At 66.6% G+C, this 24,438-nt stretch carries 23 protein-coding genes; 6 read left to right on the top strand and 17 right to left on the bottom strand.

All coding sequences use genetic code 11. From position 1 onward, the window contains the following. Positions 1–451: 451 nt before the first annotated feature. Genes QZM67_RS11520 through phnS form a run of 7 tightly spaced genes read right to left on the bottom strand, consistent with a single transcriptional unit; the run spans position 452 to position 7,737 of the window. Entirely contained in the window at positions 452–1,003 is a 552-nt protein-coding gene (locus tag QZM67_RS11520; protein WP_301802860.1) for a phosphonate degradation HD-domain oxygenase, read from the bottom strand. A gap of 4 nt (positions 1,004–1,007) precedes the next feature. Further along, entirely contained in the window at positions 1,008–2,462 is a 1,455-nt protein-coding gene (gene phnY / locus QZM67_RS11515; protein WP_301802858.1) for a phosphonoacetaldehyde dehydrogenase, read from the bottom strand. Next, positions 2,459–3,766: a phosphonoacetate hydrolase gene (gene phnA / locus QZM67_RS11510; protein WP_175022815.1), complete on the bottom strand. Its 1,308-nt coding sequence runs from the start codon at positions 3,764–3,766 to the stop codon at positions 2,459–2,461. Before phnA ends, phnY begins: the two co-directional genes overlap by 4 nt. Continuing rightward, positions 3,763–4,623, bottom strand: a complete 861-nt coding sequence (gene phnV, locus QZM67_RS11505; protein ID WP_043180846.1) for a 2-aminoethylphosphonate ABC transport system, membrane component PhnV — start codon at positions 4,621–4,623, stop codon at positions 3,763–3,765. Before phnV ends, phnA begins: the two co-directional genes overlap by 4 nt. After that, positions 4,613–5,533 (bottom strand): 2-aminoethylphosphonate ABC transporter permease subunit, encoded by a 921-nt coding sequence (gene phnU, locus QZM67_RS11500; RefSeq protein ID WP_043181466.1) that lies wholly within the window; start codon positions 5,531–5,533, stop codon positions 4,613–4,615. Before phnU ends, phnV begins: the two co-directional genes overlap by 11 nt. Then, entirely contained in the window at positions 5,511–6,614 is a 1,104-nt protein-coding gene (phnT, locus tag QZM67_RS11495) for a 2-aminoethylphosphonate ABC transport system ATP-binding subunit PhnT (protein ID WP_043180847.1), read from the bottom strand. Before phnT ends, phnU begins: the two co-directional genes overlap by 23 nt. Positions 6,615–6,648: 34 nt before the next feature. Then, complete coding sequence (gene phnS / locus QZM67_RS11490; protein ID WP_175022818.1) at positions 6,649–7,737, bottom strand: 2-aminoethylphosphonate ABC transporter substrate-binding protein; 1,089 nt, start codon at positions 7,735–7,737, stop codon at positions 6,649–6,651. Between the two features lie 260 nt (positions 7,738–7,997). On the opposite strand from phnS, the gene QZM67_RS11485 reads away from it, so the two are divergent. After that, positions 7,998–9,107: a 2-aminoethylphosphonate--pyruvate transaminase gene (locus QZM67_RS11485; protein ID WP_043180850.1), complete on the top strand. Its 1,110-nt coding sequence runs from the start codon at positions 7,998–8,000 to the stop codon at positions 9,105–9,107. A 106-nt stretch (positions 9,108–9,213) separates the two neighbouring features. On the opposite strand, the gene QZM67_RS11480 is transcribed toward QZM67_RS11485, so the two are convergent. From QZM67_RS11480 to aroQ, 3 genes are read right to left on the bottom strand one after another with little or no spacing between them, the layout of a single operon-like run. Next, positions 9,214–10,566: an MFS transporter gene (locus QZM67_RS11480; protein WP_089451818.1), complete on the bottom strand. Its 1,353-nt coding sequence runs from the start codon at positions 10,564–10,566 to the stop codon at positions 9,214–9,216. Positions 10,567–10,599: 33 nt separating this feature from the next. After that, complete coding sequence (locus QZM67_RS11475; RefSeq protein WP_301802855.1) at positions 10,600–11,454, bottom strand: shikimate dehydrogenase; 855 nt, start codon at positions 11,452–11,454, stop codon at positions 10,600–10,602. Continuing rightward, positions 11,451–11,906, bottom strand: a complete 456-nt coding sequence (gene aroQ / locus QZM67_RS11470) for a type II 3-dehydroquinate dehydratase (RefSeq protein ID WP_043180853.1) — start codon at positions 11,904–11,906, stop codon at positions 11,451–11,453. The genes QZM67_RS11475 and aroQ overlap by 4 nt, the downstream gene beginning before the upstream one ends. 257 nt (positions 11,907–12,163) lie before the next feature. On the opposite strand from aroQ, the gene QZM67_RS11465 reads away from it, so the two are divergent. Together QZM67_RS11465 and QZM67_RS11460 are read left to right on the top strand one after the other, a co-directional pair. Then, the gene (locus QZM67_RS11465) at positions 12,164–14,056 is read left to right on the top strand and encodes a bifunctional sugar phosphate isomerase/epimerase/4-hydroxyphenylpyruvate dioxygenase family protein (protein ID WP_301802851.1); all 1,893 of its coding nucleotides are present in this window, start codon (positions 12,164–12,166) and stop codon (positions 14,054–14,056) included. 288 nt (positions 14,057–14,344) lie between these two features. Then, positions 14,345–14,608, top strand: a complete 264-nt coding sequence (locus QZM67_RS11460; RefSeq protein ID WP_043180855.1) for a hypothetical protein — start codon at positions 14,345–14,347, stop codon at positions 14,606–14,608. 78 nt (positions 14,609–14,686) lie between these two features. Here the strand turns inward: QZM67_RS11460 and QZM67_RS11455 are convergent, their stop codons facing one another. Beyond that, positions 14,687–15,481, bottom strand: a complete 795-nt coding sequence (locus QZM67_RS11455) for an AraC family transcriptional regulator (protein WP_043180856.1) — start codon at positions 15,479–15,481, stop codon at positions 14,687–14,689. 627 nt (positions 15,482–16,108) lie between these two features. On the opposite strand from QZM67_RS11455, the gene QZM67_RS11450 reads away from it, so the two are divergent. After that, positions 16,109–17,245, top strand: coding sequence for a branched-chain amino acid ABC transporter substrate-binding protein (locus QZM67_RS11450; protein ID WP_175022821.1), 1,137 nt, complete (start codon positions 16,109–16,111; stop codon positions 17,243–17,245). A 332-nt stretch (positions 17,246–17,577) separates the two neighbouring features. After that, positions 17,578–18,885, top strand: coding sequence for an MFS transporter (locus QZM67_RS11445; RefSeq protein WP_175022822.1), 1,308 nt, complete (start codon positions 17,578–17,580; stop codon positions 18,883–18,885). A gap of 172 nt (positions 18,886–19,057) precedes the next feature. Here QZM67_RS11445 and QZM67_RS11440 read toward each other — a convergent pair whose 3' ends face one another. The 4 genes from QZM67_RS11440 to garD all read right to left on the bottom strand — a co-directional run bounded on the left by QZM67_RS11440 (position 19,058) and on the right by garD (position 22,389). Continuing rightward, positions 19,058–19,495 (bottom strand): DoxX family protein, encoded by a 438-nt coding sequence (locus tag QZM67_RS11440; protein ID WP_043180861.1) that lies wholly within the window; start codon positions 19,493–19,495, stop codon positions 19,058–19,060. Positions 19,496–19,689: 194 nt separating this feature from the next. Further along, a complete protein-coding gene (locus QZM67_RS11435; protein WP_301802842.1) occupies positions 19,690–20,145 on the bottom strand; it encodes an RbsD/FucU family protein in 456 nt (151 codons plus the stop codon). A 79-nt stretch (positions 20,146–20,224) separates the two neighbouring features. Next, entirely contained in the window at positions 20,225–20,617 is a 393-nt protein-coding gene (locus QZM67_RS11430; protein ID WP_301802840.1) for a nuclear transport factor 2 family protein, read from the bottom strand. Between the two features lie 218 nt (positions 20,618–20,835). Continuing rightward, positions 20,836–22,389 carry a galactarate dehydratase gene (gene garD, locus QZM67_RS11425; RefSeq protein WP_175022829.1) on the bottom strand — a complete coding sequence of 518 codons (1,554 nt, stop codon included), beginning with the start codon at positions 22,387–22,389 and terminating at the stop codon, positions 20,836–20,838. A gap of 229 nt (positions 22,390–22,618) precedes the next feature. On the opposite strand from garD, the gene kdgD reads away from it, so the two are divergent. Next, positions 22,619–23,533, top strand: coding sequence for a 5-dehydro-4-deoxyglucarate dehydratase (gene kdgD, locus QZM67_RS11420; RefSeq protein WP_043180868.1), 915 nt, complete (start codon positions 22,619–22,621; stop codon positions 23,531–23,533). Between the two features lie 114 nt (positions 23,534–23,647). Here the strand turns inward: kdgD and QZM67_RS11415 are convergent, their stop codons facing one another. Both QZM67_RS11415 and QZM67_RS11410 read right to left on the bottom strand, forming a co-directional pair. Further along, positions 23,648–24,202, bottom strand: coding sequence for a hypothetical protein (locus QZM67_RS11415; protein ID WP_301802835.1), 555 nt, complete (start codon positions 24,200–24,202; stop codon positions 23,648–23,650). 34 nt (positions 24,203–24,236) lie between these two features. Next, the gene (locus QZM67_RS11410) at positions 24,237–24,425 is read right to left on the bottom strand and encodes a hypothetical protein (protein ID WP_301802832.1); all 189 of its coding nucleotides are present in this window, start codon (positions 24,423–24,425) and stop codon (positions 24,237–24,239) included. Between the last annotated feature and the right edge of the window lie 13 nt (positions 24,426–24,438).

Here is a 24,438-nt window from a genome sequence, read left to right as displayed (position 1 = left end):
AATATGAATTGCTTCATAAACCTGACTTACTTTAGTGTGAGACTCTTGATACTTTCGCTATCTGATCCGAGGATCAGCTCGCTTCCATCAAGCGCCCACACTTATCGGCTGTTAATTTTTAAAGAGCGTTTCTGCGAGGAACTTCGTGTTTCTCAGCAGCGCTGCGTTTTCAGCAGCAGAGAAGCGAGATTATGAACCGTGTTTCGCATTTCGTCAACAACTTTTTTCACTACATCGTTGCGACTGCGGGGCTCAACTTCCAGACCAGTGGCGCGCTCCAGACTGCAGCACACCGCCAACCCTGCTTCCCTCTCCCGCGCCGCGTTTCCGTTAGCGCGAAAGAGGCGTGATTGTAGGCAGCCTCTTCGATCTGCGCAAGGGGTTTTCTCAAAAAAATATAAGGCCCCGCACGCTGCCGCGTGCGGGGCCTTATATAGAAGCAGCCGAACCGTCAGCCCACGCGTACCTGGCGCGCGACGATCTCCATATAGTGATCGAGATCCGGCGTCACCTTGCCTTCTTCCTTCGCCGTATCGTCCCAGCGGCGCAGACGCAGCGCGTCCTCCGCGAACGGGCGTTGCAGGAACGCCGCCGTCTCCTCTTCGCTGAAGATGCCGCCCTGCAACGCGAGGCTGCGCACCGAGTCCGGCGACAGGCTCTCGAAGTAGCCGGCGTCCGTGCGGCACAGGCAGCGCTTCGCGTCGACATGCAGCCGGATCGGCTCCAGCACCGCGTCGGAAAACAGCGGCCGCAGGAACGGCAGCACGTAATACTGATGCAGATCGTCGATCCCGCGCGCGCTCGGCGTCTCGCCCTGGCGATTCAGCAGATGCCCGAGATCGTGCAGGAATGCCGCCGCGACCAGCGCGTCGGCAGCTCCCGCCTCTTCCGCCAGCAATCCGCTCTGCAATGCATGCTCGAGCTGCGTGACCGGCTCGCCGCTATAGGCCACATGGCCATGCTCGCGATACAACCCGTCGATCTCTTCCACCGTCAATGCCATTCGTTCACTCCCAAGGCAGCGAAAACGTCTTCAGGTTCGTGAAGCTCTTCATCGCCTCCTGAACGCCTTCCTTGTAACCGAGCCCCGAATCCTTGATCCCGCCGAACGGCGACAGCTCGATCCGGTAGCCAGGCACTTCCCATACATTCACCGTGCCGACGTTCAGCTCGTTCACGAACCGCACGACCGCCGCCGTACTGTCCGTACAAACGCCCGACGATAGCCCGAACGCCGTTCCGTTGCTGATCCGGATCGCGTCGTCGATCGTGTCGAACGTGATCACCGGCGATACCGGGCCGAAGGTCTCCTCGCGCACGATCGTCATCGACGGATCGACGTTGTCGAGCACGGTCGGCGCATACAGCGCGCCGCGCCGCACGTTGCCGGTCAACAGGCGCGCGCCCTGCGCGACCGCTTCGTCGACACGCGCCTCGAACAGCCGCGCCGCTTCCTCGTCGATCACCGTGCCCATTTCGTTCGCGGGATCGAACGGATCGCCGTACTTCCATGCGCGCGTCTTCTCGACCAGCAACTCGGTGAAGGCGGGCGCGATCGAACGCTGCACCAGCATCCGCTTGACGGCCGTGCAGCGCTGGCCCGAATTCCGGTACGAGCCGAGCACCGCCAGCGACGTCGCGCGTTCGAGATCAGCATCGTCGAGAACGATCAGCGGATCGTTGCCGCCCAGTTCCAGCACGATGCGGCGGTAGCCGGCCCGCGCGGCAATCGCCTTGCCGATCGCCACGCCGCCCGTAAAGGTAATTAGCGACGCATGCGGATGCGTGACAAGTTCGTCCGCGATCTCGCGCGGATCGCCGGTCAGCACCTGCAGCATCGGCTCCGGGAGTCCGGCTTCGACCAGCAGATCGGCCAGGTAGAACGCCGACAGCGGCACCTTCTCCGACGGCTTCACGATCACGCGGTTGTTGGTCGCGATCGCCGGCGCGATCTTGTGCGCCACCTGGTTCATCGGATGATTGAACGGCGTGATCGCGACGATCACACCGTCGAGCGGCTGCCGCTGCGAAAACACGCGGCGCGCCTTGCCGTGGGGCGTCAGGTCGCACGAGAAACTCTGCGCGTCGTCGCGCAGCGCCTCGATCGCCGCAAACTTCAGCACATCGGCGACGCGACCGATCTCGTAGCGGGAGTCCTGTTTCGACAGGCCCGATTCGAGCGTGATCAGGTCGGACGCTTCCTCGGTACGCTCGCGCAACAGCGCGGCCGCGCGTTCGAGGATCTGCGAGCGCTCGTAACGCGTGAGCTTCGGCCGGTACGCCATCGCGTAGTCGAATGCCGCGCGCACGTCGTCGACGCTCGCCAGCGGCACCGTACCGACGCGCGTGCCCGTGTATGGGTCCATGACGTCGAGCGTGCGTTCCCGCGTCGCGCGCGTGCCGCACCAGCGCAGCGCCTCTGCACGGAACGCCGGGTGATCGTGTCGGGGATGAGCCATCATGTCGCGACCCGGTTCAGCACGAAATCGAACACGTCGAAGTTGCGCGGGCGACGCGCGGGATCGAGCGGCTCGATACGGCGATTGAACAGCAGCGGCACTTCCTGCTCCGACACGCCGCCATGCGAACGCAGCGGCACCGTAAGACCCGACAGATCGTGTTCGCGCTCGCGCGTGCCGAGCGTCATGTCGCGGCGGCCGATCACGACGAGATCGCCGATCCGGTCGGCCGGCAGCTCGAAACGTGCGGCAGCTTCCGCGTTGTCGAGCACGAGCTCGACGCCGTCGAGACTGCCGACGCGCCACATCGCCTCCGCCCGGTCGACACCCGGCGCCAGATAAATGGTCGCAAACGAACCGAGCGCGCCGTGGTGCACGACGTACGGATCCGTGATCGGCAGGATCACGCGCGCAGCCTGCGCGCCGTACCAGCCATCGAATGCGTCCTGCAGATAGATGACGTTCGGCCGGCCCGTCGCGGGATCGTGCTTCGCGTTCATCCCGTGATCGGCCGTGAGCCCGATCACCCAGCCGAGCGCGTCGAGCTGCGCGAGATAGCCGTCCATCATCGCGTAGAACGCGTTCGCGCCGGCACTGCCCGGCTCGCACTTGTGCTGCACGTAATCGGTGGTCGACAGGTACATCAGGTCGACCTGGCGCGTCTGCGCAAGCCGCACGCCGGCCGCGAACACGAATTCGGACAACGCCGCGCTGTAGACGTCCGGCGACGGCAGGCCCACCCAGTCGAGCACGTCGACGATCCCGTTTTCCGCGAGATTCGCCTGCGCAGCCTTCTCGGCCGAAAAGCAGATGCCGTTCAGTTGCCAGCCGAGCAGCCGGCGCAGCTTGTCCTTCGCCGTCACGACGGCGACCCGCGCACCGGCGTCGGACGCCGCCGCGAGCAGCGTGCCGGCCCGCAGGTAGGCCGGGTCGTTCATCATGACTTCGGCACCGCGCCCGCCGTCGGCGGCCGGATCCCAGAAATAGTTGCCGCAGATCCCGTGGACCGACGGCGGAACGCCGCAGACGATCGACAGGTTGTTCGGGTTGGTGAAGGTCGGCACGACGCAATCGCCGCGCCAGGCCGTGCCTTCCGCGATCATCCGGCCGATGAACGGCGCGACGCCCGCTTCCACCGCCCGTTCGAGATAGTCGTACTCGCAGCCGTCGACGCAGACGACGACGGTCGGCTCGACCGGCAGCCGGTAGTGCCGGCCGTTGACGTCGACGGAACGTCCCGCGAGATCCGTCGAAGCGCCGGCTGCCGACGCTTCACCCGGTTGGCGCAATGCGAACGCGGCGTTCATGATGCCACCCGCTTGCCGCGCGGCACGCGCGCAGCGATCAGCAGCAGCGCCGCGAGCGACGCGCCGAGCATCAGCAGCGACAGCGCCGATGCCGGAAGGTAGTAACCGCGCTCCACCTGGCCGATCACGACGATCGGCACGGTCGCGAAGCCGGGCGGATACACCGTCAGCGTCGCGCCGAGCTCACCGAGCGACAGCGCAAAGCCGAGCGCGAGGCTCGCGCGCAGCGCCGGCACGAGTTGCGGCAGCAGCACGCGGCGCAGCACCATCGCAGGCGGCGCACCGAGGCTCGCCGCGGCTTCGCGCAGCACGGTCAGTTCCGGACGCAGCGCGGCGGCCGCGCAGCGATAGCAGAACGGCAAAATCAGCGCGAGCTGCACGAGCACGACGATCGCCGCCGAGCTCGACAGGTCGACCGGCTTCTGGTGATACGCGATCAGCACCGCAAGCCCGAGCACGACGCTCGGCACGCCGTTCGGCACCATCACGAGCGCGTCGACCACCGCGCCGAGGCCGCGCCGGTCGCGCCCTTCGAGCGCCAGCGCAAGCCACAGCCCGAGGATCGTGCCGACTGCCGACACGCCGAAGCCGATTTCCAGGCTCGTCAGCAGCGCGTCGTATTCCGGCGACCCGAGCCGCTCGAACCAGCGCAGGCTGTAGCCGGCCGGCAAAATCGTGCCAGACCACTGCGTCGACACGCTCGACAGCGCGACGACGACGACAGGCAACACGAACAACCAGAAGCACGCGAACGCGGCCAGCGCGAGCGCCGCGCGCGACGCATGCTTGAGCACCGTGTCGCCCCAGCCGATCTGGTGGCGCGGTACGGCTTGCCCGATACGAAATTCAGCGGACATCGTTCCCTCCCGTCGCACGCCGGTTCACCCGGCGATAAACCGCATACAGCGCCAGCGACAGCGCGAGCATCACGACCGCGCCGGCCGACGCGGTCGGCAGGTCGAGGTCGACGGTCGCGCTGCTGTAGATCGCGACCGGCAGCGTCACGAGCCGCGCGCTGCCGAGCACCAGCAGAATCCCGAATTCGTTCAACGTCAGCAGAAAGCACAGCACGGTGCCGGCGGCGATACCCGGCCACGCGATCGGCAGCACGACGCGGCGGGCGAGCATCCAGCCGGACGCGCCGAGGCTGCGCGCGGCTTCGATCAGCCGCAGGTCGAGCGTCGCGAACGACGCGAGCGTCGGCCGCACCACGAACGGCGTATAGAACACGGTCTGCGCGAGGATCACGCCGCCAATGCCGAACAGGAAATCGAGCGGCGGATTCTCGAGATGGAACAGGTGCTGCAGCGCGATGCTGATCGAGCCCTGCGAGCCGTACAGGAAGATCAGCGTGAACGCGACGAGGAACGACGGGAACGCAACGTACAGCTCCAGGAAGCGCGTAACGAGCGACGCGCCCGGAAACGGCTTGAAGAACAGCAGCGCAGCCAGCAGCACGCCGAGCACCGACGCGGTGCCGGCACTCGCGAACAGCACGCCGAGCGTCGTCAGCATCACGTCGCGCGTGTCGGGGTTGCCGAAGAACGTGCGGTACGCGGCAAAACTCAGCCCGTGGTCGCCCGATACGCTCAGCAGCACGAGCCGCACCAGCGGATAGACGACGAGCGGGCCCAGCAGGAGGATCGCGAGCGCGGCCAGGTGCAGGTCGCCCATGCGCTTGCGGCGCCGCGCGGCGGCGGCGTGCGCGGCGGCCGACGCGAGCACGTGCGGCGGCAGGCCGGCTTCAGGGCTCGATAAGGACGACATCGTCTGCCTCGCAATGCAGGGAAACGCGCGCACCGCGCTCGGGAGCCGCACCGCGGCCGCGTTGCATCGTGACGCGTACGGGTTCGTCGGGGGCCGCATCGATCGTGACCGCGATCGACAGGTCCGCGCCCTGCCATTCGACGGACGACACCGTGCCGTGCAGCCCGCCCGCAGCGGGCGGCATCACGGTCAGGCGCTCGGGGCGCACGCAGGCCACCTTGCCGCGCACTTCGTGGCGCGGATCGCCGAGCGGGAAGATCACGTGCGGCGGCAGCAGGTTCGCCGGGCCGAGATAGCGTGCGACGTAGCCGTCCTGCGGCGCGTCGTACAACTGCTGCGGCGTGCCGAGCTGCGCAATATGGCCGTCGCGCATCAGCAGCGCGCGATCGGACAGCACAAGCGCGTCGTCGCGGTCGTGCGTCACGCAGACGACGGTCAGGTTCGGCAGGCGCTCGTGCAGCGCCTTCAGTTCGCTGCGCACCGATGCACGCAGGTTGGCGTCGAGCGCCGACAGCGGCTCGTCGAGCAGCAGCACGTCCGGCTCGATCACGAGCGCGCGCGCCAGTGCGACACGCTGCTGCATCCCGCCCGACAGTTGCGCGGGCAGGTGATGGCCCGCATCGCCGAGCTGCACGAGCTTCAGCGCGTCGGCGACGCGGCGCGTCACTTCCGACGACGCCATGCCGCGGGCGCGCAGCCCGAATGCGACGTTCTCGAACACCGACAGGTGCGGGAACAGCGCGTAATTCTGGAACAGCAGACCGAGATTGCGCTTGTGCGGCGGCGCATAGGTCAGGTCGCGTCCGGCAACGGTCAGCGTGCCGGTCAGGCCATCGGCCTTCACGAACCCGGCGATGAAGCGCAGCAGCGTGGTCTTGCCGCAGCCGCTCTTGCCGAGCACGGTCAGAAATTCGCCGGCACCGATCGACAGCGACAGATCTTCCAGCACCGTGCGTGCGCCGTAGCGCACGCTCAGGTGTTCGATCTGCACGCCGCCCGGCGCGCCGGACCGCAGCGTTGCTTGCGGTTCGGCGGCGCCGAATGCGCCGGGATGGGTCAGGGTGGTTTCCACCGGGTTCATCCTCTTGCTCACAAATACAGGCGGCGTGCGCCGATCACTTCGGCTTGACGACGTCGAGCTGCTTGCCCGAGCTGCCGATCACGTCCTTCTTCCAGCGCTCGATCCACACCGGCTTCTTCGCCATCACCTGGGTCCAGTCGACCGGGATCAGCTTCACGCCCGCGATCGCCTTCTTGACCGCTTCGCCGTTCTTGCCGGCCAGCGGCACGTCCGTGCGGCCCGGGATACCGTACATGTCCGGCACCTTCGACTGCACTTCCGTCGACATCAGGTAGTCGATCAGCTTCTTGCCGGCGTCCTGGTTCGGGCCGCTCTTGATCAGGCCGATGCCGTACGGGAGCTGGAACGTGGTCGGCTGGTCGCCATCCTTCGCGGCCAGGAAGATCGGCTTGACGGACAGCGCGCCGTGTTCGGCATCGTCGAGGTCCATCTGCAGGTCGCCGTTCGCGACGCTGATTTCGTTACGCGACAGCAGCACGTTCAGGTAGCCCGTGCCCTTCGTGTGGAACTTCACGCTCTGCGACAGCTTCGCCAGGTAGTCGAACGCCTTGTCCTCGCCCATCAGCGACGTCGTCAGGATCAGCACGGCCATCCCGTCGCCGGCCGTGGCCGGGTTCGAATACGCGACCTTGCCGGCGTAGGCCGGCGACAGCAGGTCGGCGAACGTCTTCGGCTGGTTCTTCACGACGTCCGGGTTGATCGCGAACGAGAAGTAGTTGTTCACGAACGTTGCCCACGTGCCGTCTTCAGCCTTCGCGATGGCCGGCACGTTCTTGTAGTTCACGCTCTGGTACGGCTGCAGCAGGCCCATCTGGCCGGCTTGCTGAATGAACGGCGGCAGCGTGACGATCACGTCGGCCTTCGGGGAGTTCTTCTCGATGTTCGCGCGGTTGACGACTTCACCGCTGCCCGCCGTCACGATGTTGACCTTGACACCTTCCTTCTTCTCGAAGGCCGGCAGCACATCGCGATAGAGGTTCTCGAGACCATCTGCCGTATACAGCACGACCGCGCTCGCCGCATGGGCGGGCAACGCGGCGCCCATCAGACCGGCGACGCTGGCGGCCAGCGCAAGCTTGCGGAACGCGCCGGCAGCGGCGCGCGAGGGTTTCTGCAGTGTCATCTGACTTCTCCGTAGGCGGAACACCAAATGGCCGGGGGCACGATCCGGCTCTCCTGTTATCTCCGGGCAAGGCCGATCGACGGCCCGCCTCGCCGCCGCGCTGAGGTTAGGTTTTGCGCGGCAAGCGAAGGATCACAGCGTTCGATGACAAACCCGTGACGAATGCCACAATTTCCAAAAAATGACACATTTTGCCAATATCATGCAAGTCATTCAGAAATGCCGCCCGGCGTTTCTTCCTACCTTTGCAGAGGAAAACCATGTCCGATCCGATTCTTCTTACGCCCGGCCCGCTCACCACGTCCGCCACAACCCGCCACGCAATGCAACATGACTGGGGCTCGTGGGATGCCGCTTTCAATGAACTGACGGCCAGCGTCTGCGCGGATCTCGTCGCGATCGCGCACGGCGGCGACGAGTACGTGTGCGTGCCGATGCAAGGCAGCGGCACGTTCTCGGTCGAAGCGGCGCTCGGCACGCTGGTGCCGCGCGACGGCGTCGTGCTGGTGCCCGACAACGGCGCGTACTGCGCGCGCATCCTGAAGATCCTCGGGCGGCTCGGTATCGAAGCGATCGCGTTGCCGTTCGGCGAGGACGCCGCCGTCGATCCGGCCGCGATCGAAGCCGCGTTCGCGCGCGAGCCGCGCATCACGCACGTCGCGCAGGTGCATCTGGAGACGAGCGCCGGCATCCTGAACCCGCTCGACGACATCGCCGCCGTGTGCCGGCGCCACGGCAAGCGGTTGATCGTCGACGCGATGAGCTCGTTCGGCGCGCTGCCGATCAAGCTGGCCGGCAGCGGCATCGATGCACTGATCTCCGCGAGCGGCAAATGCCTCGAAGGTGTGCCAGGGATGGGATTCGCGATCGTGCGGCGCGACGCACTCGACGCGAGCGAAGGCAACTCGCCGTCGCTCGCGCTCGATCTCCACGATCAGTACGCGTATCTGCGCAAGACAGGCCAGTGGCGTTTCACGCCGCCGACGCACGTGATCGCCGCGCTGCGCGCCGCGCTCGACCAGTATCTCGCCGAAGGCGGCCAGCCGGCGCGCGGCGCGCGCTATGTGGACAACTGCCGGACGCTGGTCGAATCGATGCACGCGCTCGGCTTCACGCCGTTCCTCGATGCGAGCGTGCAGGCGCCGGTGATCGTCACGTTCCACGCGCCCGACCACCCGGCCTACGATTTCCGCCGCTTCTACGACGCAGTGCGCGATGCGGGCTTCATCCTGTATCCGGGCAAGCTCACGCAGCTCGAGACGTTCCGCGTCGGCTGCATCGGCGCGATCGATTCGAACGATATCCGGCGCGCGGTCGCGGCAATCGCACAGGCGGTCGAGTCGCTCGGCATCGCCGTGCAGCGCGCATAAGCGCGGTACGACGTCAGCCGGCAGACCCGCCGGCACGCGCAAACAAAAAAGCCCGGCGGCCTTGCGGCTGCCGGGCGAACGCACTGGATGTGCGTGGAGCCGGTGCTTACAGCTCGATCCGCTTGATGTCGCCGACCACGAAGATGTACGACGCCGCGCCAACCAGCGCGATCACACCGATGAACACAAGCGCGCCGACGAACGACCCGGTCGACGCGACGATGAAACCGACCACGAGCGGCGTGACGATCCCGGCAAGGTTCGCCGCGAAGTTGAAGATGCCGCCCGTGACGCCGAGCAGGCCGTCCGGCGCGATGTCCGACACGAGCGTCCAGCCGAGTGCCGCCATCCCCTGCGCGAAGAATGCAACTGACATGATCGCGATCACGGCCTCGTTGCTCTGCACGTAGTTCGCGAGAATGATCGTCGACGCGAGCAGCAGGCCCGCGATGATCGGCAGCTTGCGCGCGAGGTTCGCGGACTTGCCGCGGCGCAGCAGCCAGTCGGAGAAGATCCCGCCGAACATCACGCCGACCGACGCGGCGATGAACGGCATCACCGCGAAGAAACCGATCTTCAGCCAGCCCATGTGGCGCTCGGTGGCGAGGTAGGTCGGGAACCAGGTCAGGAAGAACACGAGCGTCGAGTTGCCGGCGAACTGACCGAGGCAGATGCCCGCGAGCTGGCGCTTCTTCAGCAGCTTGCCGGCCATCGCCCAGCTGAATGCCTTCTGTTCGCCCTTGGCGCCCTTGCCACCTTTGTCGCCGTCCTTGCGCACGCCGTGCACCAGGCCGCCGCCCGCCTCGATATAGGCCAGCTCCTCCGAATTCGCGCCCGGATGGTTGCGCGGCTCGTGATAGAACTTCCACCAGACGAGGCCGAACACGATACCGATCGCGCCGACGACCCAGAACAGCGAGCGCCAGCCGAATGCCCCCATCAGCGCAAACAGCACCGGGCTGAAGAACGCGAGGCCGATGTACTCGCCGACGGTGTAGGTACCCGTCGCCATCGCACGCTCGTTCTGCGGGAACCACGTCGCGACGACGCGGCTGTTGGTCGGAAAGCACGGCGCCTCCGCGATGCCCAGGCCGAGACGACAGGTGAGCAGCGTCGCGACGCCGGGCACGAAGCCCTGCAGGAACGTGCACAGCGACCACAGCGTCATCGACCAGTAGTAAGTGACCTTGCTGCCGAAACGGTCGAGAAAGAGGCCGCCGGGCACCTGCGCGGCCACGTACGTCCACGAAAACGCGGAAAACATGATGCCCATCACGGCCGCGTTGATGCCGAGCTCCTTGGTGAGCTGCGGCGCAGCCACCCCCAGCACGGTGCGGTCGAGATAGTTGATCATCGTGCCGATCGCGAGCAGCGCGAGAATCTTGTAGCGCGCCGAGGTGCGCCGGACGGTGCCGGACGCCTGCGCCGGCGCGGCGCTCGTGTGGGTGGTGTGCTGCATGGTCGTCTCCTGGTCTCTCTTTCTGGAAGGGGGTCAGCGCGCGACGAGCGACTGAAAGTGATTGAACATCCGCTCGGCGTCGGGCGTGCGTCCGGTGAAGATCTCGAACGCGTCGACCGCCTGGTAGACGGCCATCCCGCCGCCCGGCAACGTGGCGCAGCCGGCCGCGCGCGCCGCGTGGATCAGTTCGGTTTCGAGCGGGAAGTACACGATGTCGGCCACCCACATGCCCGCGTGGAGCAGTTCGGCCGGCAACGGCAGGCCCGGATGCTTGGCCATGCCGGTCGGCGTCGCGTGGATCAGGCCCGTTGCGGCGCGCATCGCCTCCGCGCGATCGCCGCCCTGCACGACGCGTGCCGCGGGGAAGCGCTGCTGCAGCTCGGCCGCGAGCGCAGCGGCGCGCGTGCCGTCGACATCGAAAATCGTCAGTTCGGCCGCGCCCATCTGCAGCGCCGCGTGTGCAACGGCCGCGCCCGCGCCGCCCGCGCCAAGCTGGACGACGCGTTCGAGCGATGCGCCCGGCAACCCGCGGCGAAACGATTTCGCGAAGCCCGACCAGTCGGTGTTGTGGCCGATCCGCTTGCCGTCCTTGAACAGCACGGTGTTCACCGCGCCGAGCGCACGCGCATCGTCCGACAGCGCGTCGAGGTGCTCGATCACGCGCTGCTTGCACGGATGCGTGATGTTCAGACCGTTGTAGCCCATCCGCTGCGCGGCATCGAGCAGTTGCGGCAATGCGTCGACGGTCACGCCGAGCGCGTCGAGGTCGATGCGCCGGTAGACATAGCCGAACCCCTGGCGGAATCCTTCTTCCTCGTGCATCGCGGGCGACAGCGAGCCGCCGATGCCCTGGCCGATCAGGCCGATCAGAAACGACGGGCGGCTCATCGTGCGGCTCCCTGCGCGAACAGCGTCGCCAGACGCTGCAGCGCGAACACGTAGCCTTCGGTGCCGCAGCCGCAGATCACGGCTTCGGCCACCGCCGACACATAAGAATGGTGACGGAACGCCTCGCGGCGATGCACGTTCGAGATATGCACTTCGATCACGGGCTTCGCGATCGCGGAAAGCGCGTCGGCCAGCGCCACCGACGTATGCGTATAGGCGGCCGGATTGATCACGATGCCGTGCGTGTCGTGACGCGCGGCATGCAGCCAGTCGATCAGCTGGTGCTCGGCGTTCGATTGACGGAAGTCGATTTCCAGCCCGAGCCCCTCGGCCGCCGTGCGGCAGCGCTGCTCGACGTCGGCGAGCGTTTCCGCGCCGTAGATATGGGGCTCGCGGGTCCCCAGCAGATTCAGGTTCGGGCCGTTCAGCACCAGCACCTTGTGCTTGCTCATGGTGATTCTGCTCCTAAAACAGGGGCGGACCGTGACCGGCATCGCCCCGAAGACATCGGAATTTGGCGCTAGTGTGCGCCCGGGAAGGCAAGCTGTCTTTTCGGGTTTTCGCTAATTTGTACCACCTAGTTAGTTTGTACAATACGCATCACTAGCCCAGTAAATTCGGGATATGGTGTGCGCCAGAAATTCAACGACTGGTTCATTCAGGATCGGTTCGACCGACGCCATGCCCCGCTCATCCGCAGGATTCGCCCATGCAGCGCTCGATCGCCACCGTGTCACTGTCCGGCACGCTCGCCGAGAAACTCGCCGCCATCCAGGCCGCAGGCTTCGGCGGCGTGGAAATCTTCGAAAACGATCTCGTCTATTTCGATGGATCGCCGGCCGACGTCCGGCGCATGGCCGCCGATCTCGGCCTTGACATCGTGCTGTTCCAGCCGTTTCGCGACTTCGAAGGCGTGAGCCCGGCCCAGCTCGCCCGCAACCTCGACCGGATCAAGCGCAAGTTCGACGTGATGCATGCGCTCGGCACCGACCGCATCCTGGTGTGCAGCAATGTGTCGGCCGACACGATCGCCGACGACGGGCTGCTCGTCGACCAGCTCGGCGCACTCGCGGAAGCCGCGCGGCAGGCCGGCGTGGTCGCCGCGTACGAAGCACTCGCGTGGGGCCGCGCCGTGAAGCGCTACGGCCATGCGTGGACACTCGTGAATGCCGTGAACAGCCCGCATCTCGGCCTGGCGCTCGACAGCTTCCACACGCTGTCGCTCGACGATTCGCCGGATGCGATCGCCGACATCCCCGGCGACCGGATCGCGTTCGTGCAGATCGCCGATGCGCCGAAGCTCGCGATGGACGTGCTCGAATGGAGCCGCCACTACCGCTCGTTCCCGGGCCAGGGCGACTTCGACCTCGCACGCTTCACCGCGCGTGTGATCGAGTCGGGCTATACGGGGCCGCTGTCGCTCGAGATCTTCAACGACGGCTTCCGCGCGGCGCCGACCGCGATCACGGCCGCCGACGGCCATCGCTCGCTGCTCTATCTGGAAGAACTGACGCGCGAGCGGCTCGCGCAGGACGGCCGCGCGCCGGCCGCCAGCCAGCCGCTGTTCGCGCCGCCGGCGCCGCCCGCGCACGTCGGGTTCCAGTTCATCGAATTCGCTGTGGACGCGCAGGCGGCGGCGACCGTCGGCGAATGGCTCGGCCGGATGCGCTTCCGGCTCGCGGGCCGGCATCGGTCGAAGGACGTGACACTGTTCCAGCACGGCGCCGCGTCGATCGTGCTGAACGCGGAGCGCGACTCGTTCGCCGATGCGTTCTTCCAGCAGCACGGGCTGTCGCTGTGTGCATCGGCATTCCGCGTCGACGACGCGAAAGTGGCGTTCGACCGCGCGGCCGGCTTCGGCTATGCGCCCTTCTCCGGCCGCGTCGGGCCGAACGAACGCGTGCTGCCGAGCGTGCAGGCGCCGGACGGCAGCCTCGAATACTTCGTCGACGAAGCGCCGAACGCGCCGACGCTGTACGAATCGGACTTCGTGCTGACCGACATCGACGGCCCGAGCGAAGTCGGGCCGCTGACGGGCATCGACCACGTATGCCTCGCGCTGCCGGCCGACGCGCTCGATACGTGGATCCTGTTCTTCAAGACCGCGTTCGGCTTCGAGGCCGAACGCAGCTGGCTCGTGCCCGACCCGTACGGGCTGATGCGCAGCCGAGCGGTGCGTAGCTCCGACGGTTCGGTGCGGATCGCGCTGAACGCGTCGGTCGACCGTCACACAGCGGTCGCCGAATCGCTCGACCGCTACCACGGCACGGGGCTGAACCACGTCGCATTCCGCACCGACGACATCGTGAAGACGATCGCCGCGTTCGCGGCCGACGGCATTCCGTTCCTGCGCATTCCGCCGAACTACTACGACGATCTCGCCGCCCGCTACGCGCTGCCGGACGAGCTGATCGACACGCTGAGCACCCATCACCTGCTGTACGACCGCGACGAACACGGCGGTGAGTTCCTGCACGCGTATACAGAACTGGTCGACAACCGCTTCTCGCTCGAGATCGTCGAGCGGCGCGGCGGATACGACGGCTACGGCGCGACGAACGCGGCCGTGCGGCTCGCCGCACAGGCGCAGCGCAGGAAATAAGGGAAGGAACTGAACCGGGATTTCGGGGCCGAATCGCATTCGCAGCCTGCGGTTGCCTCAAAGGGCCACATCCCACGCGCACCATCGTGGTGAATCGCGCGGCGGCGCACCCGCCCGCGCGGCTCACCGCGATCGAGCCGGAAACCGCATTCCATATGGCGTTACATCCCGTAACCCATACCGCAGCGCAGCATCCCGTCGCCCGCCGCGGTTTTAAGAATCGCTTAAGTCTTCGACGGCACCATCCGCAACCAGTACCCAATGGTTATCTTGAAAAGGAGGAAAGCGATGAGCGCCGTAGATGCACCCGCGGGCCGCCAGGCCGCGCCCCCTGTAAAGAAGACGATGCTGCGCCGCCTGCTCAGTCATCATGAAATCGCGACGCTGCTCGTGCTGCTGCATGCCCCGATCGGCGCGAACGCCAAACCCGAGCTGCCCGCGCTGCAGGAAGCCGGCCTCGTCGAGATGGTCAAGCTCGACGCCGATACGACACCCAGCTTCCGGCTCACCGAAGACGGCACCGCCGTCCTGAAAGGGCTCGGCTACCGCTGAGCCGCCGTTTTCACCCTTTCCCGTTTTCCCGCATCACCCCCGATCCCAGCGACTCGCCGGCCCTTTCGGCGTGTCGCGTCACCCTGCCCGCTCCTGCAGCATCAACCGGTATTCCGTCGGCGTCACGCCGACCGTCGCCTTGAACTGGCGCGTGAACGCGCTGTGATCCGTATAGCCGCATAGCGCCGCGACATCGGTCACCTTGTCGTGTGTGACGAGCAGTGCGGTGGCCGCATCGAGCCGCGTCTTCAGCAGCACCTGGCGCGGCGTCAGGTGGAACACCTTGTGGAAGTAGCGTTCGAGCTGCGCCACCGACATCCCGGCCATCTGCGCGAGCTGCTTCAGGTTCAGCGGCTGCACGTAGTGATCCTGGATGTGCTGGACCACATCCGCGAGCTTGCTGTACGCCGGATGCGAGCCTTCGTGCGCCTTCAGGTCGCGCGAGATGCCGGCGAGGCCGACGACCTTACCCGCCGCGTCGCGCAACGGCTCCTTGCAGGTCAGGCACCAGCCCGGCTGGCGACCCGGATACAGATGCAGCTCGAGCTGATCGATCAGCTGCTGGCCGGCATTGATCGTCGCCATGTCCTGCTCGAAATAGCTGCGGCCAAAGCGGCGCGGAAACACTTCATCGGCCGTCTTGCCGAGCAGGTCGCGCTTGTCCTTGTAGCCGCAGCGCATCGCCAGCGTGCGATTGACGATCGCGTAGCGGCCGCTCGCATCCTTCACGAAGAACGCGACGTCCGGCAGCGCATCGAACACCGGTTCGAGCAGGCGGAAATGCGCAAGCATCGCGCCGAGATCGGCGTTGTCGGGCTGGTAGCGCAATGGTTCGGACAGGCTCATGGGCGGTACGGCAAGCAAGGTCGTCATCCCGGCAACCGCATGGCGAGTGGCAGATGGCGTCGATTATAGAAGCGCCCCTTCGATCGCGTCGTGCCGATCGCGAGGCGGGCAAACCGGCGGGAGCGGCCGGTCGCATCGTGCATGCCGATCAGCCAGCGTCGGCCGGCGCTACAGGTTGTGCGCACAACCACTTCGATGCGCGTACGCAGCCGGCCGCGCTTCCGCTTCTGTCGCTGCGGACATGCTGCGTCGACGCCCCGGCAACCCGCACCCGAATCCACCATCCTAAAAATGCCGGCCACCCGCGTCTTGGCGCGTTTGCGCATTCGGCGTGACGATATCGGCACATATCAGGGTTATCGACGATATGCCGATATCGTCGCCGGCCGCGCACCGAACGCGCAAGACGCACGCATTTTCGCTACCTAGACTTTGCTTCACGGTCACGAGACGACCACCCGCCGCGGCAGCAATCGGCGTGCACGGCCTGCAGCATCGGCCATCACGCACGCCGATTCCGGCACAGCCCGGGCAGCACGCGGCAAGCACGCACGGCCCTCGCATCGGCCTGCCGACCGAACCGTCTCGCCCGGTTTACCGGCGCCGGCCCGCCAGCCGGCGGCGGCCCAACCACGCCATCAAGGGGAAGTGAAAGTGAAGCTGAAGGTATCGCACGTCGCGCTGGCCGCTGCCTGCGCACTGTCGGGCGCGCGCGCCATTGCCGCCGACGTCGTCAAGATCGGTTTCGCCGCACCGCTGACCGGCCCGCAGTCGAACTACGGCACGGACATGCAGAAGGGCGTGCAACTCGCGATCGCCGATTTCAACGCGACGCGTCCGACGATCGGCGGCAAGCCCGTCACGTTCCAGCTCGATTCGCAGGACGACCAGGCCGACCCGCGCACCGGCACGACCGTCGCGCAGCGGCTGATCGACGACAACGTCCGCGGGATCATCGGGCACTTCAACTCGGGCACGAGCATTCCCGCGTCCGACCTGTACGATCGCGCGGGGCTGCCGCAGATCTCGATGGCCACGTCGCCGCAATACACGGCGCGCGGCTACAAGACGACCTACCGGCTGCTGACGAGCGACGCGCAGGCGGGCCGCATCGTCGGCACGTACGCGGTGAAGACGCTGCGCTTCAAGCGCATCGCGATCATCGACGACCGCACGGCCTACGGCCAGGGCATCGCCGACGAATTCGCAAAGGCCGTCGAGGCGGCGGGCGGCACGATCATCAAGCGCGACTTCACGAACGACAAGGCGCTCGATTTCTCCGCGATCCTGACCAACCTCAAGGGGATGAACCCGGACGCGATCTTCTACGGCGGCGGCGACGCGCAATCGTCGCCGATGATCCGCAAGATGCGCCAGCTCGGGATGAAGTCGGCGTTCGTGACGGGCGAGATGTCGCGCTCGCCGACGTTCCTGAAGGTCGGCGGCGATGCGGCCGAAGGCGCGATCGTCTACATGGGCGGACTGCCGAAGGAGAAGATGCCCGGCTTCGCCGGCTACGCGGCACGCTACAAGGCGCGCTTCAACGAAGACGTGATCACCTACTCGCCGTACTCGTATGACGGCACGATCGCGCTGCTCACCGCGATGAAGGACGCGAACTCGACCGACCCGAAGGTGTACACGCCGTATCTCGGCAAGGTGTCGGTCAAGGGCGTGTCGGCGCCCAGCATCGCGTACGACGCGAAGGGCGACCTGAAGGATGCGCCGGTGACGATCTACAAGGTCGAGCACGGCGCGTTCAAGCCGGTCGACACGATCGCCGGCAACTGATACGCGAAACCCTGCCCCGCGCGGCGCGTCAGCGGCTCACCGGCCGCCCGCGCCGCGCGCGCTTTTGCTTCGGCTTCGACCTCGGCTTCGTGATCCGAAGCGTTCCTCGGCGCGCACCCGCGCGCGCATTTTGCGCTCCTGTAGAATCCTCCCACCCGCTTTGACGCATCGCCCCCGCCGCACGCCACCCCGGTGCAGTGGTGCGTGTTTCGTGCCTCACCCGGCACGCGGCACGCTTCGACGATGCAAGCCGCGCCTTGACAGTCCATGCCGATAGCGGGCCCTGGAGACGCAGCACCGACAACAACATTCGAAAACCGATCGTCCTGACCATGCAAGCTTCCGAATTGAGCGGCGTGCCTCGCGCCGCCGAACGTGCGCTCACGCGCAGCGACTACAAGACCCTTGGCCTTGCCGCACTGGGCGGCGCCCTCGAGTTCTACGACTTCATCATCTTCGTGTTCTTCGCGCCGGCGATTGGACAACTGTTCTTCCCGCACGACATTCCCGACTGGCTGCGCCAGTTGCAGACGTTCGGCATCTTCGCGGCCGGCTATCTCGCGCGCCCGCTCGGCGGCGTGATCATGGCGCACTTCGGTGACCTGTTCGGCCGCAAGCGGATGTTCACGCTGAGCGTGCTGATGATGTCCGTGCCGACGCTGCTGATGGGCTTGCTGCCGACCTACGACACGATCGGCATCCTCGCGCCGGTGTTGCTGCTGCTGTTCCGCGTGCTGCAAGGCGCGGCGGTCGGCGGTGAAGTGCCGGGCGCGTGGGTGTTCGTGTCCGAGCACGTGCCGTCGCGCCACATCGGCTACGCCTGCGGCACGCTGACCGCGGGCCTGACGGCCGGCATCCTGCTCGGCTCGCTCGTCGCCGCCGGCATCAACAGCCGTTACTCGACCGCCGAAGTCGGCGCGTTCGCGTGGCGCATCCCGTTCCTGCTCGGCGGCGTGTTCGGCCTGTTCTCCGTGTACCTGCGCCGCTGGCTGCATGAGACGCCGGTGTTCGCCGAGATGAAAGCGAAGAAGGCGCTCGCGGCCGAAATTCCGCTGAAAGCGGTGCTGCGTGACCATGGCCGCGCGGTGATCGTGTCGATGCTGCTCACGTGGATGCTGTCGGCCGCGATCGTCGTCGTGATCCTGATGACACCCACGCTGCTGCAGAAGCAGTTCCACCTGACGCCCGCGACGACGCTGTTCGCGAACAGCATCGCGACGCTGTGCCTGACGGCCGGCTGCATCACCGCGGGTTCGCTCGCAGGCTGGATCGGCGCGAAGCGCGTGCTCGGCATCGGCGGCCTCGGGCTGGCTGCATGCTACTACCTGCTGTTCGTGCAGGTCGCGGCCGACGCGTCGACGCTGCCGCTCTACTACGGGATCGCAGGTTTCATGGTCGGCACGATCGGCGCGGTGCCGTTCGTGATGGTCAGGAGCTTCCCGGCCGTCGTGCGCTTCTCGGGCATCTCGTTCTCGTACAACGTCGCGTATGCGATCTTCGGCGGTCTCACGCCAGTGATCGTGTCGCTAATGATGAAGTCGAATCCGCTCGCGCCGGTCGTGTATGTCGCCGCGATCTGCGTGCTCGGCGCAATCGCCGTGCAGTTCTCGAAGGATGCGAAGGAGGATCCGTCGCACTGAGCGGCGGTGCGCCGGCGGTTGCCGCCCGTACGGCGAGCAATCGCGGTGCGTGACCGGTCGCCGGCACCCCTCACCGGCGATCCATGAACAAAGGGCCGAACCCCGCGACATGCGGGATTCGGCCCTTTCGTATTGGCTTCGGCGGTAATTCAGCGGTGGGCGTGCTACGCGCTCAGCGCAGGCTGCCGTACGACGAACTCGGCCGGCGCAGCGCATCGATGCTCGCGCCGCCCGCGCCCGTGACGAACAGCAGCAGGAAGCCACCGGCGATCGCGATGTTCTTCCAGAAGTGGATGACCATGTCGTGCTGGACCGCGGCGTCCGTCGCGTCCCAGAAGTTGTGCCCGACCATCGCGGTCGCGACCGTATAGAACGCCATCAGCAGTGCGAGCGGTTTCACCTTGTAGCCGACGATCAGCAGCAGGCCGCCGAGCGCCTCGATCGCGACCACGACCGGCGCCACGTACTGGGCGAACGGCACGTTCAGCCCACGCAGGTAACCGATGAAATCGCCGTAGCCGATCAGCTTCATCACGCCGCCCCACAGGAACAACGCCGCCAGCGCCAGGCGCGCGAAAAAAATGACGCCGGAATCGACGGAACGCGTCATGCCTCTCTCCTCGTATGCAATTCGGCCGGCCGCCCGGAGCACACCCGGGCCACTCGGCGCCGCGCGACCCAGCGGGGCCCGCGGCAAATGGGCCAGCATAGACAGAGTTTCGGCCGTGTCCAAGAAAAAGGTTGTAGCAAATCTTTACACGGCGGCCACCGGGCGGCCCGAAGGTGGCGAGTGGGAAAAGGCGTTTAGCCCGCGTCGCTCAACAACACGCCCTTCTTGAAGATGAAGCAGCCGTAGCCGCGCAGCTCGCCGGTGACGATCACCGCATAAGCCTGCTGCGCGCGCTCGTAAAACGCGAACCGGTCGAGGCCCGCGAGCGGCACCGCGCGCCCTTCCGCGCGGTCGATCTCGGCCTGCACCTCGCGCTGCACGGGCGGCACCGCCGCCCCGTCGCCGACGACTTCCATCCGCCACGCGGGCGTGTCGACGAACGTATCGAGCGGCAGCACGGACAGCACCGCGCGCACAACGCGCGCCGAGTCGGCACCGTCGATCCGCAACGCGCGGCCGACCACCGTGTGCTCCGCGACGGATTCCGCCGGGAAATTCGCGTCGCAGATCGCGATTTCGTCACCGTGGCCCATCGCGCGCAGCGTGTGCAGGATGTCGGCGTGCAGCAGCGGGTCGAGATTCTTCAGCATGTCGGCTAGTCTCCGGGATCAGGAACAAACCGCATAACGTTACCCGATCCCGGTGACCGCTGGGCATGCGCCGCTCGCGTCACGACGCCGCGGCCGGCATTTCGTCGATGAAACCCGTGACCGACGCGAGGCGGCCCGACGCGTCGACCGTGCCGAAGTCCGAACCCTTCACGATCGCCGCACCGTCGGGCGACACGAGCGCCCACGAGAACCGCAGGTGCTGGCCGAACCCGTCGACATCGGTCGTGCGGCGGAAGCGGAATGCAGGGAAACGCGCCTGCACGGCCGCGATCATCGCGTCGATGCCCGCGTGGCCGTCGCCGGTCATCAGCGGATCGCGATACGCCGCGTCGCTCGCGTAGGTCGCATCGATCAGCGCGCGGCGGCGCGCGACGTCGGGTTCGTTCCAGGCGTCGAAGTAGCGGTCGATCAGGTCGGCGTGATCGGACGAAGCGGATTGGGCGGTGGTCATGGCGAGGCTCCTTGTGTCGATGAGAGGACGCGGTTGCAAACGTGTCGTGTCCGCGTGCCCCTATCGTCGCCGCACTCACGCGGGCGGTCGATTACGTGACAGGTAAGACATTCGCGCGGGTCGCGAACGGCACGCCTGCGCCGAACCGCGGATGCGCGGCCGCCATGCAAACGGGCGCCCGCAGGCGCCCGCACCGTCTGCCGTCCGGATCCGACGCGTCAGGTCACCGGCGCCGGATTGAACAGCGTCAGCGCATTCGCGAGCTTCCATTGCTCGGCCCACGTGCGGCGCTTGCCGCTCGCGACGTCGAGCATCAGCCGGAACAGTTCCCAGCCGGTGTCCTCGATCGTGGCCGCGCCGGTCGCGATCTGCCCCGCGTCGAGATCCATCAGGTCGTGCCAGCGGCGCGCGAGATCGCTGCGCGTCGCGACCTTGATCACCGGCACTTGCGCGAGGCCGTACGGCGTGCCGCGGCCGGTCGTGAAGATGTGCAGGTTCATCCCGGCCGCGAGTTGCAGCGTGCCGCAGATGAAGTCGCTCGCAGGCGTCGCCGCATACAGCAGGCCCTTCTGCTTCGCGCGATCGCCAGGACGCACGACGCCGGCGATCGGCGCGCTGCCCGACTTCACGATCGACCCCATCGCCTTCTCGACGATGTTCGACAGGCCGCCCTTCTTGTTGCCGGGCGTCGTGTTCGCGCTGCGATCGACGCGGCCGCGCTGCAGGTAGCGGTCGTACCAGTCCATCTCGCGGATGATCTCGCGTGCAACGTCCTCGTTCGCCGCGCGCGACGTGAGCTGCGCGACGCCGTCGCGCACTTCCGTCACCTCGGAGAACATGATCGTCGCGCCCGCGCGCACCAGCAGGTCGGCCGCGAAGCCGACGGCCGGGTTCGCGGTGAGCCCCGAGAACGCGTCGCTGCCGCCGCACTGCACGCCGACGACGAGATCCGACGCCGGGCACGTCTCGCGGCGGCGGCGGTTCAATCGCTCGAGATGCGATTCGGCCATCTTCATGATCGAGTCGATCATCGAGTTGAAGCCGACGTGTGCGGCATCCTGCAGGCACACGACACCCCCGTTGTCCGTCGCGCCGTCCGCCGCGACCGGAATCGTGCCGGGCGGCAGCAGGCGCTCGGGCTGCAGCTTTTCGCAGCCGAGGCTCACGGTCATCACCTCGCCGCCGAAGTTCGGATTCAGGCTGATGTTGCGCAGCGTGCGGATCGGGATGTCGGCGTCGGGCGCGTCGATCGCTACGCCGCAGCCGTACGTGTGCTCGAGCCCGACCACGTCGTCGACGTTCGGATAGCGCGGCAGCAACTCGGCCTTGATCCGCTTCACCGCATGCTCGACGACGCCCGACACGCACTGTACGGTCGTCGTGATCGCGAGGATGTTGCGCGTGCCGACCGAGCCGTCGGCGTTGCGGAAGCCCTCGAACGTATAGCCTTCGAGCGGCGGCAGCGGCGGCGCGGCGCGCGTCGCGAGCGGCAGGTCGTCGAGCCCCGGCGGCTCGGGCATGCGCATCGTGCGCTCGTTGACCCAGTTGCCGCGTCGCAGCTCGACCAGCGCATAACCGATCACCACGTTGTAGCGGACGATCGGGTCGCCGGCCGCGAGGTCGACCAGCGCGACCTTGTGCCCCTGCGGCACGCCTTCGCGCAGCGTCAGCCCGTCGGCGAAGGTCGCGCCCTCGGGCAAGCCGCCGTCGTTGACGACGATCGCGACGTTGTCGTCCGGATGCACGCGAATGTAGAGCGGGGAAGCAGTCATCGGAATTCCTGAAGGCTAACGACTATATCGTTAGTCATCATACGACATTCGACCCAAACCGGCGATGCTGCGTAAACCCTTATCCGGAAAGACCCTACTATTTATCTGCCGGCAAACCGCTTGCGTCACCCCTCCCCTCGTTGTACGATGACATACAACGACATCGCCAATGTGGCTCGTATGCCGTTCCCGACGAACCCAGCACTCGCGCTAGACGGACGACCCAACCATGACTTCACCGCAAGAACTCAAACAGATCATCTCCCACGGCCTGCTGTCGTTTCCGCTGACGGATTTCGACGTCGACGGCAGCTTCCGCCCGTCCACCTACGCCGAGCGCCTGGAATGGCTCGCGCCGTACGGTGCGAGCGCGCTGTTCGCGGCCGGCGGCACCGGTGAATTCTTCTCGCTCACGCAGCGCGAGTATTCGGACGTGATCCGCGTCGCGACGGAAACCTGCAAGGGCAAGGTGCCGATCCTCGCCGGCGCGGGCGGCGCGACGCGCGTCGCGATCGAATATGCGCAGGAGGCCGAGCGCCTCGGCGCGAGCGGTGTGCTGCTGATGCCGCACTACCTGACCGAAGCCAGCCAGGAAGGGATCGCCGACCACGTCGAGCAGGTGTGCCGCGCACTGAAGATCGGCGTGGTGGTGTACAACCGCGCGAATTCGAAGCTGAACGCCGACATGCTCGAGCGCCTCGCCGATCGTTGCCCGAACCTGATCGGCTTCAAGGACGGCGTGGGCGAAATCGAAAGCATGGTGACGATCCGCCGCCGCCTCGGCGACCGTTTCGCGTATCTCGGCGGCCTGCCGACGGCCGAAGTCTATGCCGCCGCATACAAGGCGCTCGGCGTGCCGGTGTATTCGTCGGCCGTGTTCAACTTCATCCCGAAGACGGCAATGGACTTCTATGAAGCGATCGCGAAGGACGACCACGCAACGGTCGGCCGCCTGATCGACGAATTCTTCCTGCCGTACCTGAAGATCCGCAATCGCCGCGCAGGCTATGCGGTCAGCATCGTGAAGGCGGGCGCGAAGCTCGTCGGCCATGACGCGGGCCCGGTGCGTGCGCCGCTCGTCGACCTCACCGACGACGAAGTCGCGGAACTCGACGTGCTGATCAAGAAGATGGGGCCGCAGTAAGCGGCAGGCAGTCAACCGGCACACGCTTCGGCGCGTGCCGGCGCGGAGCCGCGCGTTCGGCCCCGCTTGCGCTCTTCGACGGCCGCCCCGCGCTTCGCGGGCCGGCCGTTTTCGTCACATCTGCGAAATGGTGCCGACGATCCGGTAGCGCAGGCTGCCCAGCCTGAGCCGGGTCGTGGCGATCTCCGCGCCGGTGGCCGAGCGCCGCGCACGCGTGTTCGGATCGCTGGCGAGCATCTGGTCGAGCACGTCGGGATCGACGACTGCATCGAAGAACCGCCCGATCGTGAGCATCGCGTACTGCTTGGCAGTGGCAAGCTGGCTGTTGGCCTGCGTCAGCGCGTCGGTGCGCAGGCCCGGGTCGCGCTCGTCGATGCTGCGTCGGTGTTTCAGCGCGAACACCAGCGCCTCCATGTCCAGCCTGAACCGCCTGACAGCCTGGCCGAACCGGAGCGAATGCGGATCGGAGCCCGTAACGGGCCGCCCCTGGTTGATCGTCACGTCGAATTCGCTGCCACCCAGGTCGCGCTGCAATTCGAACAGCGCGCTGGCCAGCACGCGGCCTTCGCTATATTCCCCGACCTGCGTGCGCACTGACTTCGCGACGTCGCCGACCGCTTTCCACAACCCGGCCGCGAACAGGTGGTCGCCACGTTTGCTGATGTTCATGATGCCGTTCCCTCTTGGTCTTTTTCTGGATCTCTCAGGTTTTGCCCGCGGGTCGGTCGACCCGGGGCTCCGGTACTGTAGGAGAAAAGCGGTCGGCGGGAAAGCCGGAACGATCGAAGGCAGTTTCGGCTTGCCCCATTGCGCCCCAAAAGGTCTGATCACCTGCTACACCGGCGCGATAACCGCTCATCGCCTTGTCCACTGAGCGCATCACCATCAGCATCGATTGATGCCAA

The sequence above is a fragment of the Burkholderia sp. AU45251 genome, from assembly GCF_030482905.1.
Lineage (GTDB): Bacteria > Pseudomonadota > Gammaproteobacteria > Burkholderiales > Burkholderiaceae > Burkholderia > Burkholderia aenigmatica.
This window is presented reverse-complemented; position numbering and strand designations above follow the sequence as displayed.

What these genes read in the sequence shown, in the direction of transcription:
- phnT (WP_043180847.1), bottom strand. Translation starts at nt 6,614, where the DNA reads ATGAACCCGGTGGAAACCACCCTGACCCATCCCGGCGCATTCGGCGCC.
- phnA (WP_175022815.1), bottom strand. Translation starts at nt 3,766, where the DNA reads ATGAACGCCGCGTTCGCATTGCGCCAACCGGGTGAAGCGTCGGCAGCC.
- QZM67_RS11440 (WP_043180861.1), bottom strand. Translation starts at nt 19,495, where the DNA reads ATGACGCGTTCCGTCGATTCCGGCGTCATTTTTTTCGCGCGCCTGGCG.
- kdgD (WP_043180868.1), top strand. Translation starts at nt 22,619, where the DNA reads ATGACTTCACCGCAAGAACTCAAACAGATCATCTCCCACGGCCTGCTG.
- QZM67_RS11485 (WP_043180850.1), top strand. Translation starts at nt 7,998, where the DNA reads ATGTCCGATCCGATTCTTCTTACGCCCGGCCCGCTCACCACGTCCGCC.
- QZM67_RS11465 (WP_301802851.1), top strand. Translation starts at nt 12,164, where the DNA reads ATGCAGCGCTCGATCGCCACCGTGTCACTGTCCGGCACGCTCGCCGAG.
- QZM67_RS11430 (WP_301802840.1), bottom strand. Translation starts at nt 20,617, where the DNA reads ATGACCACCGCCCAATCCGCTTCGTCCGATCACGCCGACCTGATCGAC.
- aroQ (WP_043180853.1), bottom strand. Translation starts at nt 11,906, where the DNA reads ATGAGCAAGCACAAGGTGCTGGTGCTGAACGGCCCGAACCTGAATCTG.
- phnU (WP_043181466.1), bottom strand. Translation starts at nt 5,533, where the DNA reads ATGTCGTCCTTATCGAGCCCTGAAGCCGGCCTGCCGCCGCACGTGCTC.
- QZM67_RS11520 (WP_301802860.1), bottom strand. Translation starts at nt 1,003, where the DNA reads ATGGCATTGACGGTGGAAGAGATCGACGGGTTGTATCGCGAGCATGGC.
- QZM67_RS11460 (WP_043180855.1), top strand. Translation starts at nt 14,345, where the DNA reads ATGAGCGCCGTAGATGCACCCGCGGGCCGCCAGGCCGCGCCCCCTGTA.
- phnY (WP_301802858.1), bottom strand. Translation starts at nt 2,462, where the DNA reads ATGATGGCTCATCCCCGACACGATCACCCGGCGTTCCGTGCAGAGGCG.
- QZM67_RS11445 (WP_175022822.1), top strand. Translation starts at nt 17,578, where the DNA reads ATGCAAGCTTCCGAATTGAGCGGCGTGCCTCGCGCCGCCGAACGTGCG.
- garD (WP_175022829.1), bottom strand. Translation starts at nt 22,389, where the DNA reads ATGACTGCTTCCCCGCTCTACATTCGCGTGCATCCGGACGACAACGTC.
- QZM67_RS11475 (WP_301802855.1), bottom strand. Translation starts at nt 11,454, where the DNA reads ATGAGCCGCCCGTCGTTTCTGATCGGCCTGATCGGCCAGGGCATCGGC.
- phnS (WP_175022818.1), bottom strand. Translation starts at nt 7,737, where the DNA reads ATGACACTGCAGAAACCCTCGCGCGCCGCTGCCGGCGCGTTCCGCAAG.
- QZM67_RS11410 (WP_301802832.1), bottom strand. Translation starts at nt 24,425, where the DNA reads ATGCTGATGGTGATGCGCTCAGTGGACAAGGCGATGAGCGGTTATCGC.
- QZM67_RS11435 (WP_301802842.1), bottom strand. Translation starts at nt 20,145, where the DNA reads ATGCTGAAGAATCTCGACCCGCTGCTGCACGCCGACATCCTGCACACG.
- phnV (WP_043180846.1), bottom strand. Translation starts at nt 4,623, where the DNA reads ATGTCCGCTGAATTTCGTATCGGGCAAGCCGTACCGCGCCACCAGATC.
- QZM67_RS11415 (WP_301802835.1), bottom strand. Translation starts at nt 24,202, where the DNA reads ATGAACATCAGCAAACGTGGCGACCACCTGTTCGCGGCCGGGTTGTGG.
- QZM67_RS11455 (WP_043180856.1), bottom strand. Translation starts at nt 15,481, where the DNA reads ATGACGACCTTGCTTGCCGTACCGCCCATGAGCCTGTCCGAACCATTG.
- QZM67_RS11480 (WP_089451818.1), bottom strand. Translation starts at nt 10,566, where the DNA reads ATGCAGCACACCACCCACACGAGCGCCGCGCCGGCGCAGGCGTCCGGC.